This window comes from Pandoraea sp. CB10b_02, from assembly GCF_002216225.1.
GTDB classification, from domain to species: domain Bacteria; phylum Pseudomonadota; class Gammaproteobacteria; order Burkholderiales; family Burkholderiaceae; genus Pandoraea; species Pandoraea nosoerga.
On sequence record NZ_NJGW02000013.1, the window covers coordinates 107,928 to 123,246 of the forward strand.

Sequence of the window (15,319 nt, forward strand, 5' to 3'; positions counted from 1 at the left end):
TCTTATCAGGTTTTTCCCTGATGCCGCGCCATCCGCATTGCTTACACCGCTCGGCTGCCCCATCAAGGCGCGTCGCGCCGAACGGCCCGCTAAAGCCCGAGAAAAAGGCCGCTATATCTCGTCGTATACATGGAAACGGCAAGAGCGACCCGGCTTTCGCGCGCGATATGTCCGATACGTCGGCCTCCGATATGTTGCAGTGCAGCTTGCGTCCGTCGCCCGTTATTTTGATTATCCGTATATGCGTATGTAGGCATATACGAAATTTCCTGTGCCTTCACACGAACCCAAAGAAAGACCGTCATGGAAGAACTCGATCGCGTATTCGAAAAGGTATCGCACTACTTCAGCCTGCTCTCCGAGCCGACGCGGTTGCGAATTCTGCACGCGCTGTGCGGGGGCGAGCGTTCCGTGAACGAGGTGGTGACGGAGGTGGGGTCGTCGCAGACGAACGTATCGCGGCATCTCGGCGCGATGTACCAGGCGGGGGTGCTGGCGCGCCGTCGCGAGGGCAATCAGGTGTATTACGCGATCGCGGACACCGGGGTGGTCGAGATCTGCCGCGCCGTATGCGTGCAGGTCGCCGGCCGAATCGAGGAGGAGGCTCTGCCGGAGCAGGCCGTCGACGGCTTCATGCCGCGAGGGCGCTGACACACGCCGCAGGCCGATGGGAAAGCCGGGGGCGCGTCGCTTTGGCGTTGCGCACCCGATGTGGCGCTCCAGTGACGCCGCAATACCGCAAGACCCGCAGGACAGCGCGGCAACGAGACTGCGCGCAAGTGCCTTAAGCCCGTCAGTGTCCTCGCGGACGCCGACGGGTGCCACAAAACGCGAGGAGACAGGGTGAGCGACAAACCATCGCGGGCCGGCCGTTTGCGCCGAGCACCGGAGAATTTCATCGACGGCGCACTCGCCGCCGATATCGCACGCGAGGGGCTGAACCCCACGCGGCGCGGTTTTCTGCAGCGCAGCTTCCTGGCGGCGGGCGCCGCGCTCGCAGGCGGCGCGGCCTTTGCCGCCGACGCCCCGAAGACGGCCGGCGCAGGCGACCCCATGATTCTCGAGCCGCGCGCCTGGGCCACCTCGCTGGGCCAGCCGGTCGCCGCGCGTGCTTACGGCGTGCCGTCCCGGTTCGAGTCGAACCTGCAGCGCCGGCAGTCGCCGGGCCTCACCCAGACGGCACAGGCCTCCGTGGCGTTCACCCCGCTGCAGGGCCTGTTCGGCATCATCACGCCCAGCGGCCTGCACTTCGAGCGCCACCATCAGGGCTGGCAAGAAATCGACCCGACACAGCATCGCCTGATGGTGCATGGGCTCGTGCGCGAGGCCAAGGTCTACACGATGGACGACATCATGCGTCTGCCGTCCGTCTCGCGCATGCATTTCATCGAATGCGGCGCGAATACCGGCATGGAATGGGGGAACGCCGCCGTGCCGACCGTGCAGTACACGCACGGCATGCTCTCGTGCTGCGAATTCACCGGCGTGCCGCTGTCGGTATTGCTCGACGACGTGGGCGCCGACACCCGGCGCGGCCAGTTCGTGCTCGCCGAAGGCGGCGACGGCTCGGGCATGACGCGCACGATCTCGATGGAGGCGGCGCTCTCGGACGTGCTGGTCGCCTGGGGCATGAACGGCGAAATGCTGCGCCCCGAGAACGGCTATCCGCTGCGGCTCGTCGTGCCCGGCGTGCAGGGCGTTTCGTGGGTGAAGTGGCTGCGTCGCATCAAGGTGGGCGATGCCCCGTGGAACACCAAGGACGAAACGAGTCACTACGTCGATCTGATGCCCGACGGCCAGCATCGTCAATACACCTCGATCCAGGAGTGCAAATCGGTGATCACGTCGCCCTCGGGCGGCCAGGCGCTGCTCGATCGCGGCTATTTCAACGTGACGGGGCTGGCCTGGTCGGGGCGAGGGCGCATCAAGCGCGTGGACGTGTCGACCGACGGCGGCAAGTCGTGGCGGCAGGCGCGCCTGGAGTCGCCCGTGCTGCCCAAATGCCTCACGCGTTTCAACTTCGACTGGCATTGGGACGGTTCGCCGGCGCTGCTGCAAAGCCGCGCGGTGGACGAAACCGGCTTCGTACAGCCGCGCTATCGCCAACTGCGCGAGGTGCGCGGCACCAAATCGATCTATCACAACAACGCGATCCAGACGTGGCAAGTGGCAACGAGCGGGGAGGTGACCAATGTCCACGTCGATTGAACGCGAGTCGCTGCACGCCGTGAGCCGCCATGTCGGCCTGTTCCTGCTGGGCGCGCTGTGGGCGAGTGCGCTGGTGGTGGTCGGGCTGACGCTTGCCGCGTGGACGTCCAGGGCCGCCGCGGCGGCGCCTGCCGGGACGCCGCCGGCCATCAAGGCGCCGTCAGGCATCGGACGCCACGCCACGCCGGCCGAGCTGAGCGCGTGGGACATCGACGTGCGCCCCGACTTCAAGGGCCTGCCGAAAGGGCAGGGTTCGGTGGCCGACGGTCAGAAGCTCTTCGACGCGCGCTGCGCGTCGTGTCATGGCACGTTCGGCGAGAGCAACGAGGTCTTCAATCCGCTCGTGGGCGGCACCACCCCCGAGGACATCAAGACGGGGCACGTGGCGTCGCTGCGCGCGAACAATCAGCCGGTGCGCACCACGCTCATGAAGGTCGACACCGTCTCGACGCTCTGGGATTACATCCGCCGCGCCATGCCGTGGAATGCGCCGCGCTCGCTCACACCCGACGAGGTGTACGCGGTGACGGCCTACATTCTCAACCTCGGCGAAATCGTGCCGTCGGACTTCGTGCTCTCGGACAAGAACATTGCCGACGTCCAGAAACGCATGCCGAATCGCAACGGCATGACGCGCGCGCACGGCATGTGGCGCGTGGGCGACAAACCGGATACTCATAACAAGGCGTGTATGCAGGATTGTCCCGAGGCTGGTATCGTGACGTCCGCACTCCCTGCGTACGCCCGCGACGCGCATGGAGATCTGGCCGCGCAAAACCGTGTCATCGGACCGGTGCGCGGTGTCGATACGAAGCTGCCTCCGCTGTCGGGCACTGCCGCGCAAAATGCGTCGGTGCGCAAGACGGCGGCTCTCGCCACGCTCGGCATGGCGAGTCCGGACGCGCCGGCCCAAACCGCCGCTGCGACGTCATCGGCAGCAACGCTTGCGGACAAGAACGGTTGTCTGGCCTGTCACGGCGTGACCGACAAGAAGATCGGGCCCGCCTTCTCGGAGGTCGCCGCCAAGTATCATGGGCAGTCGGATGCGACTGAAAAACTGGTGGCGAAGATACGTGCCGGCGGCGCCGGCAACTGGGGCAGCATGCCGATGCCGCCGCAGTCGCAGGTCGCCGAAGCCGACGTCCACACGATGGTCGACTGGATTCTCCGTGGTGCACATTGAGCGGGCAGGGCGTCCGACGGCCGGGCCAAACCACACAGGTCGCCGCAGGACGCCATCCCCTACCCAAATCGAAGGAGATACGATGAAGAAGATTCTGATCGCTGCGGCCATGCTGGCCGGCGCCTCGCTGGCCCATGCCGGTGTCGATGTTGCAGCAGCGACCAAGCTCGCCGCCGCCAACGCCTGTATGGGTTGCCATGCGGTCGACAAGAAGCTCGTGGGCCCGTCCTATCAGGATGTCGCCGCCAAGTACAAGGGCGACAAGGATGCCGTGGCCAAGCTGGTGAAGAAAGTGAAGGGCGGCGGCTCGGGCGTGTGGGGTCCGATCCCGATGCCGGCGCACCCGAACATGTCGGATGCCGACGCCAAGATCCTGGTGGACTGGGTTCTGGCCGGCGCCCCGGCGAAGTAAGCCCGGGGCAGGGGGCTCGCCGGTCGGCCGCGCGGCAATGCGGCACGGCCGGGCGAGCGAACGGCGGCCGGTGCGGCATACGAATATCGCGCCGGCGGCCCTCAGAGAAGGAAACACACAGAGATGAACCAACAGCGACGCGACATGCTGCGGTTTTCCGCGGTAATGGGGCTGGCGGTGGCCGCCGGGCTGATCAAGCCCGAAGAGGCACGCGCGGCACAGGTGGAGTGGAACAAGGCGGCGTTTGCCACCAAGAGCGTGGCCGACACGGTCAAGGCGCTCGGCGGCACGAGCGCGAGCCCGAGCGACCTGGTCGTGCTGAACGCGCCCGACATTGCCGAAAACGGTGCGGTCGTGCCGGTGGCGGTGACCAGCAAGGCGCCGAATACGCAATCGATCGCGATCCTGATCGAGAAGAATCCGAACACGCTCGCCGCGTCGTTCGACATTCCCGACGGCACGGAGCCGTCGGTGACCACGCGCGTGAAGATGGGCCAGACCTCGAAGGTCTACGCGCTCGTCAAGGCGGACAACAAATTCCTCGTGGCCGAAAAGGAAATCAAGGTCACGCTGGGCGGCTGCGGCGGTTGAGCGGCGCATCGTAGAACAAGAGGAGCCAAAACATGGGTAATCCGATGCGCATTCGCGCAACCGAGGCCGGCGGCGTTGTCGAGGTCAAGGTGCTGATGAGCCACATCATGGAAACCGGCCAGCGCAAGGACGCTTCCGGTAATATCGTGCCGGCACACTTCATCCAGAACGTCACGGTCGCCTGCAACGGCAAGACGGTGCTGTCGGCCGAATGGGGGCCGGCGGTGTCGAAGGATCCGTTCCTGTCGTTCAAGTTCAAGGGCGCCAAGAAAGGCGACAAGGTCACGGTGACGTGGACCGACAACAAGGGCGACTCGCGTACGGACGAGACGACTGTCGCCTGACGGCGAATGCCGGCCCCGGCCGGGTAGGACGCGCGGCTCGCACGCGCGTCGTGCGCGTCGCGTTGTGTGCACGGGGGTGTTCCGCCCCTGTCGTCGTGCCAACCAACCCACAAGAGGAGAGCCAGATGAAAGAGGCGCGGAAGAGCGCACGAGCGAGCAGCGCACGGGCCGTTGCGCGAGCCGGCACCGCAGGCGGCCAGTGGCTGCGACGCGGCGTGCTCGGCGGCATGCTCGCCATCGGGGGCATCAGCGGCCCCGCATTCGCAGCCGACAGTTCGACGGCCGACGCCATCGCGCAATACCGCGAGATGCTCGCCGACGGCAACCCGGCGGAACTCATCGAAATGCGTGGCGAGGAGCTCTGGAAGACGCCGCGCGGCCCGAACAACGTGTCGCTCGCGCAATGCGACCTCGGCCTTGGCGCGGGCGTGGTGAAGGACGCTTACGCGCAACTGCCGCGCTACTTCCCCGACTCGAAGCGCGTGCTCGACGCCGAGTCGCGCATCGTCGAGTGCATGGTGAACCTGCAGGGCTTCAAGCGCGCGGACGTCATCAAGCAGCCGTTCTCCAAGGAAGGCCAGGACCCGACCGACCTCGAATCGCTGACGGCTTACGTCGCGGGCCAGTCGCGCGGGGCGCTCATTCGCGTGCCGCAATCGCACAAGGAAGAGAAGGAAGCCTACGCGCGCGGGCAGAAGATTTTCTATTACCGAGCCGGGCCCTACGACTTCTCGTGCGCGTCGTGCCATGGGGCGGACGACAAGCGCATCCGTCTGCAGGATCTGCCGAATCTGACCAAGCCGGCGGCCGCGCGTCAGGCGTTCGCGACGTGGCCGGGCTACCGTGTCTCGCAAGGCGCGCTGCGCACCATCCAGTGGCGGATGTACGACTGCTTCCGCCAGCAGCGCATGCCGGAGCTCAACTACGGCTCGCAGGCGTCGATCGACCTCATTACTTTCCTCGGTGTGATGGCCAACGGCGGCAAGATGGACGCCCCGGGCCTGAAGCGCTGACCGACCGCGAGGCATACCCATGAAAACATTCGCATTGCGCGCGACGGGGCCCGCGCTGGCAGCGGCCGGGGCTCTCGTCGTCGGCATGGCCTTCGCTCAGGGCGAAGGTGTGAAACTCGTCACCGGGACGTCCGACGCAGCCGTGGTTCAGGAATTGCGCGATTCGTTCCGTGGCTCGGGCATTGCGCAGCTCGACCGCATCGATCAGAGCGAATTGCAGAAGCTGTGTACGCAGTACGCTACCAAGCCGATGCCCGCGAAGATCGCCGAGCGCCTGCAAAAGGCCGAGCTGGCGAACGTGAAGGCGCCCGCCGACGGGAAGTATCTCGGCGACTGGAAGGAGGGCGAGAAGGTCGCGCAGAACGGGCGCGGCATGCAGTTCTCCGACAAGGCCGACACCGTCAACGGCGGCAACTGCTATGCGTGCCATCAACTGACCAAGAGCGAGATCTCGTTCGGCAACATCGGCCCGTCGCTCTACAACTACGGCAAGCTGCGCGGCGACTCGCCCGAGGTTCTCAAGTACACGTGGGCGAAGGTCTACGACTCGCACAGCTACATGGCGTGCTCGAACATGCCGCGCTTCGGCGCGGCGGGCATCCTCACGGAGAAGCAGTTGAAGGACGTCATGGCGCTGCTGCTCGATCCGGCCTCGCCGGTCAATCAATAAGGCGGCGAGGCGGACGCCGTTCTGCCGACATGGACGAGGTCCGCGGCCGGTGCGCGTGATCGTGAGATCGTGCGCATCGGCGTCTACCACGGTGCCACTGCGTGGCGGGCGATCTGTCCGGACGGCGCCCACGCGAGCCTCGCGGCCGCCCGTTGCCGTCTTCGTCGTTGAATTCGTCGTTGAATTCACCGTTGAATTCACCGTTGAATTCACCGTTTAGTGAGATTTCGTTCGCCGTCGACTTCCGGAGTACCGCATGAAACCCGAGACCGGTTGGATTCGCCACGCGAGAACGCCTGCATGGCCGCTCCGGGGTGCCAGGCGCGCGCTCGGTGCCGCGCTGAGCGCGCTGGCCATGCTCGCCGGGGTGCCGGCGCACGCCGTGGAAGTCGGCGATACGGTAACGCTGCCGTCGCTCACCCTGCTCGACGGGAAGACCTTGCCGGCCAGCGCGTTCAGGGACCGCACGGTCATCGTCGAATACTGGGCGTCGTGGTGTCCGTTCTGCGCGCAGCAGAACCCGCACGTCCAAAGGCTCTACGAAGCCACGCGCGGCAAGCCGATCCAGATCGTCACGCTGTCCATCGACAAGACGCCGAAGGAAGCGGCCGATTACATCCGGACACATGGCTACACGTTCCCCGCCGGGATGGAAAGCGACGCATGGCGCGCGGCGCTCGGCAAGCGCCGCGGCTTGCCTGAGCTGTATGTGATCGGCCGAAACGGGCGTGTGCTGCGCAAGGAAGTCGGTGAGATGTTCGGCGAGGATGTGGCGGCGCTTGCCGACTATGCCGGCAAGTGAGGTGGTGGCTGCACGCGAAAACCGGCCGCGCGCCGATGCGGTGCGCAGAGGGTTATGGTCCGGCGGCGAATGCCGGGCGGATGTCGCGCGACGCCATCGTCGCGTAATGGATAACGACAAGGGCGGTGCGTCGCCGGATGCGCTTGCCACGGAGACGAAATGAATCGACGCGAATTCATGCAGGTGTTGGCGGTGGCGGCAGCCGGGGGAATGGCGCTCTCGCATCGCGAGACGGCGGCTGCCAAGGCGGCCGCTGCGTTCTACGATCTGCCGAAGTTCGGCAATGTGCACCTGCTCCACTTCACCGACTGTCACGCGCAACTGCTGCCGATTTACTTCCGTGAGCCGAGCGTCAATCTCGGGATCGGCGAGCAGGCGAACAAACCGCCTCATCTGGTGGGCGAGGCGTTCCTCAAGGCGTATGGGCTGCGCGCGGGAACGCCCGAAGCCCATGCGTTCACATATCTGGACTTCGCGTCGGCGGCGCGCACGTATGGCAAGGTTGGCGGCTTCGCGCATCTGGCCACGCTGGTCAAGCGTATGAAGGCGTCGCGTCCCGGCGCGCTGCTGCTCGATGGCGGTGATACCTGGCAGGGTTCCGGCACGGCCATGTGGACCAAGGGCCAGGACATGGTCGACGCCACGTTGGCGCTTGGCGTTGACGTCATGACGGCACACTGGGAATTCACGTATGGCGCCGAGCGCGTGAAGTCGGTGGTCGAGGAGCAGCTCAAGGGCAAGATCGACTTCGTTGCGCAGAACGTGCAGACGAACGACTTCGGCGATCCCGTCTTCGCGCCGTATACGATCAAGATGATGAACGGCGTGCCGGTGGCGATCATCGGGCAGGCGTTCCCGTACACGCCGATTGCCAATCCGCGCTACTTCGTGCCGGACTGGACGTTCGGCATTCAGGAGGAGCGGTTGCAGTCGATGGTCGACGAAGTGCGCGGCAAGGGCGCGCAGGTCGTGGTCGTGCTCTCGCACAACGGCATGGACGTGGATCTGAAGCTGGCGTCGCGCGTGCGCGGCATCGACGCGATCATGGGCGGGCACACGCACGACGGCGTGCCCAGGCCCGTGATCGTCGAGAACGCCGGCGGCAAGACGCTCGTCACCAATGCCGGCTCGAACGGCAAGTTCCTGGCGGTGCTGGACTTCGACGTGAAAGGCGGCAAGCCGGTGGACTTCCGTTACAAGTTGCTGCCGGTGTTCGCCAATTTGCTGCCGGCCGACGCCCAGATGCAGGCGCTCATCGAACGCGTGCGTGCGCCGTTCGCGGCGAAGCTCGCGGAGCCGCTGGCGGTGACCGAAGGTGTGCTATATCGCCGGGGCAACTTCAACGGCACGTTCGACCAGCTGCTGCTCGACGCCGTGATGGCGGAAAAGGATGCCGAGATCGGCTTCTCGCCGGGCTTCCGTTGGGGGACGTCGCTGCTGCCGGGGCAGGCGATCACGATGGAGCAGTTGCTCGACCAGACGGCCATCACCTATCCGTATACGACGCTCACGCCCATGACCGGTGAGACGATCAAGACGGTGCTCGAAGATGTGGCCGACAACCTGTTCAACCCGGACCCGTACTACCAGCAGGGTGGGGACATGGTGCGCGTGGGCGGCATGGACTATGCGATCGACCCGATGGCCCCGATGGGGCAGCGCATCACGGAGATGCGCCTGAACGGCAAGCCGATCGAGGCGGGCAAGACGTACAAGGTGGCCGGGTGGGCGCCGGTGGCCGAAGGGGCGCAGGGCGAGCCGGTGTGGGATGTGGTGGCGCGTTATCTCCGTGCGCAGAAGACGGTGGTGGCGAAAGCGCCGAAGGTGCCCGTCATCAAAGGGATGACGGGGAATCCTGGGGCGGCTTGATGCGATGGGGGGTGAGATCCTCGGGTTGCCTCGTTGAAAAGAATATGGAAATATCGCAATCTTGAAGATTTTCGATCCGCGGGGCCTGCAATTGATCCGTATCCATCCCAGCGCTGTCGTTGAAGACGGGGCGCAAATCGGCGATTTCACGTCGGTCTGGCATTTCTCGCACGTCGAGGCTCGTGCGATCGTTGGCGAAAATTGTAATCTTGGCCAGAACGTGTACGTCGGTAACGACGCCGTGGTTGGTAATGCCTGCCGTCTTGGTAATTCTGTGTCTGTCTTTTCGCACGTGGAATTAGGTGATTTCGTTTTCTGTGCGCCGTTTATGGTCTTCACGCATATCGGCTTCCCGCGAGCGGCGGTCAACCGTCATGCGGTATTCAAGAAGACCGTTGTCGGAACGGGCGTGACGCTCGGCGCAAATTCCACGGTGGTGCCTGGCATCAACGTCGGTGCCGGCGCTTTTCTCGCCGCGGGTTCTGTCCTGACCAAGGATTGCCCCGACTGGGCATTCATGGTGGGATCGCCCGCGCGGCATATCGGGTGGGTCAGCGCGTATGGTGAGAAGATTCCGCTGCCATTGACGGGCGAGGGGGAGTGGACCTGTGAGCACACTGGAGATGTCTACGTGCTGGAAGGCGGCGCGATGGTCCGTCGCCCGGGCTCGAAGGACATTCTCAAGTACGAACCTGGCAAGAAAATCGAACGGGTGAAGGGTACGAACGGCTGATTCGGAAGTTCGCCGGATGGCTTTGAAGCGGCGAAATCCTGTTGCGTGTCGCGGGAAAAATTTCAGGCTATAATTAGCGATCGTTGGGGCGGTAGCTCAGCTGGGAGAGCGTCGCGTTCGCAATGCGAAGGTCGGGAGTTCGATCCTCCTCCGCTCCACCAACCGGTCATTGAAGGCAGTCTTGTAGGGCGGAGTGCGTTGTTGCGTGCTCCGCCCTTGTTGTTTTCCACCGATCAGATCAGGTTGTCCGAGCTGAGAGTCGGGCTAGAACTCAGAGCGAGTGGCTCTGCGTGAGCGCATCAATCACACGATCCTGTATGTCGTCATTCAGGTCATACCACAGTGGCAGGCGAATCAGACACGCTGATTGTCGGTTTGTTACGTCGAGTGGGCCATGGGTGCGGCCATAACGGCGACCCGCGGGCGAATCGTGCAGCGGTACGTAGTGGAACACGGACGATACGCCACGTTGCTTCATCCGCTGGAGCACCTGTTCGCGATCCACGTCGCCCGATAGCAGCACGTAGTACATATGCGCGTTGTGCTGGCACTCGGCGGGCACGATCGGACGACGCAGCAAGCCACGCGTTTCCATGGCTGCCAAACGTTCATGATAGCGCTCCCAGCGTTCGAGGCGTCGCGCCGTAATGCCGTCGGCGTCGTCCAGTTGCGCGAGCAAGAATGCCGCTATGATCTCACCGGGCAGGAACGACGAACCGACGTCCTGCCACGTGTACTTGTCGACTTCGCCGCGGAAAAAGCGGCTCCGATCCGTGCCCTTCTCGCGAATGATCTCGGCGCGCAAAGCAAATGCCGGATCGTTGACGAGCAACGCACCGCCTTCGCCGGAAATCACATTCTTCGTTTCATGGAAACTGAAGGTGCCTAGATCGCCGATGGCGCCCAGCGCGCGTCCCTTATACGACGCCATGACACCTTGCGCTGCATCTTCGACCACCGCCAGCCCGCGACGCCGCGCGATCTCCATGATCGTATCCATATCTGCCGCAACGCCGGCGTAATGCACGGCCACGATGGCTTTAGTGCGCTCCGTGATGGCGGCCTCGATCAGGTGTTCGTCGATGTTGAGCGTGTCTTCGCGAATATCGACGAAAACCGGCACACCGCCGCGCAGCACGAAAGCGTTCGCCGTCGACACAAAGGTGAACGACGGCATGATGATTTCATCGCCGGCCTGGATATCGAGCAGTAACGCTGACATCTCCAGTGCAGCTGTGCAGGAGTGGGTGAGTAACGCCCTTGCGCACCCTGTGCGCTCCTCGATCCATTGGTTGCATCTGCGAGTGAACGGACCGTCTCCCGCCAACGTATTTCGCTCGCGCGCTTCAGCGATATATTCCAGTTCTTTGCCCGTCAAATGCAGGCGATTAAAGGGAACTCGATCTCTTTCCATTAAGGCTCCCGAAACTCAGCATGCCAACGGCGACATTGCCGTCAGAGGGTTCGTTTTGCGATCACAAGTCGCGACCCGCCCGCAAAAAAATTTCCACTGGCACCGATAAACAGTGTTTCAAGGTGCATTAGCGCACCAAATAGGACATTCAACATTGGCGATATCTTTAGTTCCGCTTCGCCGCTGATGTCTTCGACCGACTTCTTGCGCGCCAGTCGAAATGCCAGCATTGCCGGCAGCAATATCGAGACGAACGATGTGCTGCGCACGATTTCGAAACCGTTCGACCGAAGTTTATCGTGGAGCTCGGATGCCGAGTAGCGTCGAACGTGGCACGCATACTCGTCCACAGCGCTCCAGAGCCAGGCATGCTGCGGCACTGTCAACAGAAAATACCCGCCGGGCTTCAACGCGGCATGCACCTGCGCCATCACGCGCGTGTCTTCTTCGATATGTTCGATGACGTCGAACGCACCGACGACATCGAAAGCCTCGCTGAACGGCACGTGGCGCGCATCCATTTGCATCAACTGCGCTCCCGGCACCCGATCGGCCGAGAAGCGCAAGCCATTGGTGAAAATCTCTGTGCCGTAAATCGAAGCTTGGGGAAATGCTCGAGCGATACCGGACAAGACATATCCCGTGCCACAGCCAATTTCCAGCAATGAATGAAACTGAGAGCAATACTTCCTTAACGCCCAGAGAATCAAACGATTCCTTGCACGAAACCAGAAATTCTCGCCTTCGAGTGCCGCCAGATCTTCGAAGTAGCTGGCCTTGAAACCACCACCCTCATGGGCCAATGCCGGTGCGTAAGCATGGAAACCGTCAACGTCGATTGGACGGTATCCACACTCGGGACACGTTTCCGAATTCATCGGAAAAAGGGTCTGGCATTCGAGACAACGTTTCATGCGCGCTCCGCTTCAGGACGTCGACGTTTTGCAAATACAAAGTATCGGAACGCCAGAAAGAGAAATCCGGCAACGACGAACACGGCGGTGATCTGAACCCATTGATGTGGATATCCCAGCCGGTCGACCAAGGCATAGAGCATCGCGAAATTGATCCCGTATCCCACACTATGCGCCATGATGTAGCGAAGCCCGCTCGACAGCCACGTGCCGTCATGCTCGAAGGTCCACTGCCGGTTGCCGAAGAAGCCGACCGTCGCGCCCACGGCGTACAGCAGCGTCATGGTGACCTTCGGCGTTCCGCCGAAGTGCGTAATCAGGAGGTAGACGAGGTAGCCGCTGAGGTTGCTCAATAGGCCCACCACGATATACCGAATGAACTGACGGCCAAGCACCAGCACGTCGTTCGCTTGCCCCTCATTCGCCATCGAGAATCGCCAGTCCGAATCCACTCTTGCCGAAGCCGTCGCCGTTATAAAGCATGTACGTCGCGTCCTTGTGTCTGAACACAAAGGGATATTCAATCATGTCGGCGTCCCATCCCGACGGTGAGACGTCGATACCCGAGGACGCGAGGTCGAGCTGCCATTGCCGACCGTCGGGACTAAAGGCATAGCCGATCCGATATTTCTCGCCGGTGCCGCTTCGATAGGAAAACCACATATCGTAGCCGTCGTTCGGCGCGTTGCGTATCACCGTCGGGCGGGAAAACGCCTGTGCTGTGCCGAGTGCATACGGGACCGCCAGACCGTGACGGTTCCAGATGTGGCCATCCTGCGAGGTGGCGTAATTGAGCACGTGCAACATCTCGCCATTGCCGGCGTCCCACGTCACTGTGGAGCCGTACCACATGTAAAAGCCCCCCTGTTCGTCGGGCATGACCCATGGGTAGGACAGGCTGACGGGGTCCGTGGCATCGGTGGCCATGAACGGCAAGTCGTTGTCCAGCGTTAGCGAAAGATCGTCGTTTACCACCAATCGTCCAATATCACCTCGCCAATGCTGATCGGGTACGGTTTGCCAGCCCATGAACAGCATGTAGCGTTGCCCGTCGGCCTTATAGACGTTGCCGATGCTCACGCCATCGGCGAAGAACGACCCCGCAGGTCCATGCTCGAAAAACGGTTTGGCGAATGTTCGGACGACCTCGTGTTTGACGATGTTGATGTCCACAGCGCCAACCGATGAACGGTTTTGCGCGTCACGTCCACTGAAGAATACGCGATAAACGTCGCCTTCGATCAGCAAAGGCAGAGGATTGGCCGCGTGAGAAATCAGCTTCGGATGCGAGGCACTTTGACCGGGTTCGAAGATTCGGCCGAGCTTTCGCCAATGTTTCTTGCTGCTCATATGGATCTCAACCGGGAACTTGGAACTCGAGAGCGCTCGGTCGCGTTACCGAGATAAACGCCATCCGGCTCAGCGTCGGCGAGTAGGAGTGCGCCCGCCCCGATAACGCAGCGGTCACCGATCTTAATATGATCGCGAAGTGTCGCATTAACTCCGAGAAAACACCGTTCACCGATCTCGACGCCGCCCGACACCACGACGTGCGACGTTACAAAGCTGTGGTCCCCGATCGACGAGTGATGGCCGATGTGGTTACCGCTCCATAGGGTCACATTATTGCCGATGCGCGCGAACGGCTGAATCGTGTTGTCTTCGAAGATAAAGCAGTTGTCGCCGATGACTCCGTTGTTCAAAACGCTGGCGCGCGGGCTGATGAAACTTGCCAGACGATAGCCCGCCGCTTTGGCCGCCACGTATTTTTCCTGACGCAGAGCGTTGAGCTTCGAATAACCCAGGGCGATGAACATGTCGAACGCCTCAGGTGGATAGCGTTCGTTCACTTCCTCGAAGGGCACGGCCGGGAGCCCCTGAAACTGTTCGACCTGAAGAAACGTTCGATCAAGCGTGAACGCGGCCACTTCGCGTTCGGATTCATGCGTGAAATACCAGTGTGCCAGCTCGGAGGCATCGGTAACACCGAAGATTACAAGGGGTTTGGCCAATTTTCTCCTCCTCGGTGCTGGGCCGCGACGCCACGACGATAGATTTCTCGGATAATGGTGTAAGGTCGCTGCTTGGTTTCGGTAAAAACTTTCGACAGATAGATGGCGACAACGCCCAGGGAGGACAGAATCAAGCCGCCGAGAAACCAGATGGATGCCATCACGGAGGTCCATCCACTGACAGCCTGGGTCTGCATGAAATAGTGCACGACGAGATAGGCGATATAGATGGAGGAAACGCCGGAGATTCCCATACCGAGATAGAAAATGAAGAACAATGGCGCGCTACTGAACGACGTGACAGAGTTGATTAGAACCGCCAGTTTTCGTCGGAAATTGTACGTCGTCTCGCTGGTGCTGTGTTTCCTGATTCGCTGTGGCTTCTGGCTGAAACCTGTGATCAACCAAAGCCCTGCAATCATTAACTCGCGTTCGCCGTGCCGCAGTAACGCGTTGACGTATCGCCGAGTCATCAGCCGTGCGGTGACCACGCTTCTGGGAAGTTGGAGCCCCGTGAGCGCGTTGAAAAGCACATAAAACCAATGACCGCTCCAGCGCTCGACCCAGCCACCTTTGCGCTGCTCCTGCACGCCGTAGACGACATCGCACTCGTCCTGCGTCATTTGCTTCGCAAAATAGAGGAGCCACTCCGGTTCCTCCTCAAGATCACTGTCGATCAAAAAAACCAATTCTCCCTGTGCGTGAGCAAGTCCAGTCATCATGGCCTTGTGGTGACCGAAGTTTCGCGACAGGTCGATGACCGTGACATGTGGGTCAGCTTGTGTCAGCTCGACGGCTAACGCTAGACTCTCGTCGGGGGAGCCGTCGTTGACCAGTACGATCTCGTAGTCGTCCGCAACCAAGTCTCGCGCAACGCTGGCGGCTCGCTGGTGAAATTCAGCAAGATACGGCGCGGACCGGTACAGGGTGGTCACGATGGATAGCTTCATGTGCGTACGTATTTCATCTGGCGAGGCGCCGCTTCGCCGCAATTGAACAGTAGATCCAGAATGGTAACGCCGTGCTCGAACGTCCCCCATTGCTGCGCATACTCGGTGGAGTTGCCCCTGTAACTCAGGACACGCGGACACCGTTAGGTTGATGACACCGCATTACGCCTGAACTCGCGAGGCGAGCGGTATTTCAGGGCTTTG

The 15,319-nt window shown here is 62.2% G+C and carries 18 protein-coding genes and 1 tRNA gene; 12 read left to right on the forward strand and 7 right to left on the reverse strand.

Annotation, left to right across the window (positions count from 1 at the left end):
- The first annotated feature begins 303 nt into the window (after positions 1–303).
- The 12 genes from CDN36_RS15135 to CDN36_RS15190 all read left to right on the forward strand — a co-directional run bounded on the left by CDN36_RS15135 (position 304) and on the right by CDN36_RS15190 (position 9,986).
- The gene (locus CDN36_RS15135) at positions 304–651 is read left to right on the forward strand and encodes an ArsR/SmtB family transcription factor (RefSeq protein ID WP_150555568.1); all 348 of its coding nucleotides are present in this window, start codon (positions 304–306) and stop codon (positions 649–651) included.
- Positions 652–843: 192 nt separating this feature from the next.
- The gene (soxC, locus tag CDN36_RS15140; protein ID WP_287497148.1) at positions 844–2,208 is read left to right on the forward strand and encodes a sulfite dehydrogenase; all 1,365 of its coding nucleotides are present in this window, start codon (positions 844–846) and stop codon (positions 2,206–2,208) included.
- Complete coding sequence (locus tag CDN36_RS15145) at positions 2,192–3,391, forward strand: c-type cytochrome (RefSeq protein ID WP_287497149.1); 1,200 nt, start codon at positions 2,192–2,194, stop codon at positions 3,389–3,391. The genes soxC and CDN36_RS15145 overlap by 17 nt, the downstream gene beginning before the upstream one ends.
- A gap of 82 nt (positions 3,392–3,473) precedes the next feature.
- Complete coding sequence (locus CDN36_RS15150) at positions 3,474–3,803, forward strand: c-type cytochrome (RefSeq protein ID WP_150555571.1); 330 nt, start codon at positions 3,474–3,476, stop codon at positions 3,801–3,803.
- Positions 3,804–3,926: 123 nt separating this feature from the next.
- Entirely contained in the window at positions 3,927–4,394 is a 468-nt protein-coding gene (gene soxY, locus CDN36_RS15155; protein WP_150555572.1) for a thiosulfate oxidation carrier protein SoxY, read from the forward strand.
- A 32-nt stretch (positions 4,395–4,426) separates the two neighbouring features.
- A complete protein-coding gene (gene soxZ / locus CDN36_RS15160; protein WP_150555573.1) occupies positions 4,427–4,738 on the forward strand; it encodes a thiosulfate oxidation carrier complex protein SoxZ in 312 nt (103 codons plus the stop codon).
- A gap of 227 nt (positions 4,739–4,965) precedes the next feature.
- Positions 4,966–5,751, forward strand: a complete 786-nt coding sequence (gene soxA, locus CDN36_RS15165; RefSeq protein ID WP_150555645.1) for a sulfur oxidation c-type cytochrome SoxA — start codon at positions 4,966–4,968, stop codon at positions 5,749–5,751.
- 19 nt (positions 5,752–5,770) lie between these two features.
- The gene (gene soxX, locus CDN36_RS15170) at positions 5,771–6,421 is read left to right on the forward strand and encodes a sulfur oxidation c-type cytochrome SoxX (RefSeq protein ID WP_287497150.1); all 651 of its coding nucleotides are present in this window, start codon (positions 5,771–5,773) and stop codon (positions 6,419–6,421) included.
- Positions 6,422–6,776: 355 nt separating this feature from the next.
- A complete protein-coding gene (locus tag CDN36_RS15175) occupies positions 6,777–7,223 on the forward strand; it encodes a TlpA family protein disulfide reductase (protein WP_287497163.1) in 447 nt (148 codons plus the stop codon).
- Between the two features lie 159 nt (positions 7,224–7,382).
- Positions 7,383–9,092 carry a thiosulfohydrolase SoxB gene (gene soxB / locus CDN36_RS15180; RefSeq protein WP_287497151.1) on the forward strand — a complete coding sequence of 570 codons (1,710 nt, stop codon included), beginning with the start codon at positions 7,383–7,385 and terminating at the stop codon, positions 9,090–9,092.
- A 61-nt stretch (positions 9,093–9,153) separates the two neighbouring features.
- On the forward strand, positions 9,154–9,825 hold the full coding sequence (locus tag CDN36_RS15185) for an acyltransferase (RefSeq protein WP_287497152.1): 672 nt from the start codon (positions 9,154–9,156) through the stop codon (positions 9,823–9,825).
- Between the two features lie 85 nt (positions 9,826–9,910).
- Positions 9,911–9,986 (forward strand) — tRNA-Ala (locus tag CDN36_RS15190).
- A gap of 110 nt (positions 9,987–10,096) precedes the next feature.
- Here CDN36_RS15190 and rffA read toward each other — a convergent pair.
- From rffA to CDN36_RS15225, 7 genes are read right to left on the reverse strand one after another with little or no spacing between them, the layout of a single operon-like run.
- Entirely contained in the window at positions 10,097–11,239 is a 1,143-nt protein-coding gene (rffA, locus tag CDN36_RS15195; RefSeq protein WP_287497153.1) for a dTDP-4-amino-4,6-dideoxygalactose transaminase, read from the reverse strand.
- A 41-nt stretch (positions 11,240–11,280) separates the two neighbouring features.
- A complete protein-coding gene (locus CDN36_RS15200; RefSeq protein WP_287497154.1) occupies positions 11,281–12,153 on the reverse strand; it encodes a methyltransferase domain-containing protein in 873 nt (290 codons plus the stop codon).
- Positions 12,150–12,581, reverse strand: a complete 432-nt coding sequence (locus CDN36_RS15205; protein ID WP_287497155.1) for a GtrA family protein — start codon at positions 12,579–12,581, stop codon at positions 12,150–12,152. The genes CDN36_RS15200 and CDN36_RS15205 overlap by 4 nt, the downstream gene beginning before the upstream one ends.
- On the reverse strand, positions 12,571–13,503 hold the full coding sequence (locus CDN36_RS15210; protein WP_287497156.1) for a glycoside hydrolase family protein: 933 nt from the start codon (positions 13,501–13,503) through the stop codon (positions 12,571–12,573). The genes CDN36_RS15205 and CDN36_RS15210 overlap by 11 nt, the downstream gene beginning before the upstream one ends.
- Positions 13,500–14,165, reverse strand: a complete 666-nt coding sequence (locus tag CDN36_RS15215; RefSeq protein WP_287497157.1) for an acetyltransferase — start codon at positions 14,163–14,165, stop codon at positions 13,500–13,502. The genes CDN36_RS15210 and CDN36_RS15215 overlap by 4 nt, the downstream gene beginning before the upstream one ends.
- On the reverse strand, positions 14,147–15,115 hold the full coding sequence (locus CDN36_RS15220; RefSeq protein WP_287497158.1) for a glycosyltransferase family 2 protein: 969 nt from the start codon (positions 15,113–15,115) through the stop codon (positions 14,147–14,149). The genes CDN36_RS15215 and CDN36_RS15220 overlap by 19 nt, the downstream gene beginning before the upstream one ends.
- Positions 15,112–15,243 (reverse strand): WbqC family protein, encoded by a 132-nt coding sequence (locus CDN36_RS15225; protein WP_287497164.1) that lies wholly within the window; start codon positions 15,241–15,243, stop codon positions 15,112–15,114. Before CDN36_RS15225 ends, CDN36_RS15220 begins: the two co-directional genes overlap by 4 nt.
- Positions 15,244–15,319 lie beyond the last annotated feature (76 nt).

Bases quoted from the DNA above. Each gene is read 5' to 3' on its own strand.
- CDN36_RS15135 (WP_150555568.1), top strand. From the start codon at position 304: ATGGAAGAACTCGATCGCGTATTCGAAAAGGTATCGCACTACTTCAGC.
- CDN36_RS15145 (WP_287497149.1), top strand. From the start codon at position 2,192: ATGTCCACGTCGATTGAACGCGAGTCGCTGCACGCCGTGAGCCGCCAT.
- CDN36_RS15150 (WP_150555571.1), top strand. From the start codon at position 3,474: ATGAAGAAGATTCTGATCGCTGCGGCCATGCTGGCCGGCGCCTCGCTG.
- soxY (WP_150555572.1), top strand. From the start codon at position 3,927: ATGAACCAACAGCGACGCGACATGCTGCGGTTTTCCGCGGTAATGGGG.
- soxZ (WP_150555573.1), top strand. From the start codon at position 4,427: ATGGGTAATCCGATGCGCATTCGCGCAACCGAGGCCGGCGGCGTTGTC.
- soxA (WP_150555645.1), top strand. From the start codon at position 4,966: ATGCTCGCCATCGGGGGCATCAGCGGCCCCGCATTCGCAGCCGACAGT.
- soxX (WP_287497150.1), top strand. From the start codon at position 5,771: ATGAAAACATTCGCATTGCGCGCGACGGGGCCCGCGCTGGCAGCGGCC.
- CDN36_RS15175 (WP_287497163.1), top strand. From the start codon at position 6,777: ATGCTCGCCGGGGTGCCGGCGCACGCCGTGGAAGTCGGCGATACGGTA.
- soxB (WP_287497151.1), top strand. From the start codon at position 7,383: ATGAATCGACGCGAATTCATGCAGGTGTTGGCGGTGGCGGCAGCCGGG.
- rffA (WP_287497153.1), bottom strand. From the start codon at position 11,239: ATGGAAAGAGATCGAGTTCCCTTTAATCGCCTGCATTTGACGGGCAAA.
- CDN36_RS15200 (WP_287497154.1), bottom strand. From the start codon at position 12,153: ATGAAACGTTGTCTCGAATGCCAGACCCTTTTTCCGATGAATTCGGAA.
- CDN36_RS15205 (WP_287497155.1), bottom strand. From the start codon at position 12,581: ATGGCGAATGAGGGGCAAGCGAACGACGTGCTGGTGCTTGGCCGTCAG.
- CDN36_RS15210 (WP_287497156.1), bottom strand. From the start codon at position 13,503: ATGAGCAGCAAGAAACATTGGCGAAAGCTCGGCCGAATCTTCGAACCC.
- CDN36_RS15220 (WP_287497158.1), bottom strand. From the start codon at position 15,115: ATGAAGCTATCCATCGTGACCACCCTGTACCGGTCCGCGCCGTATCTT.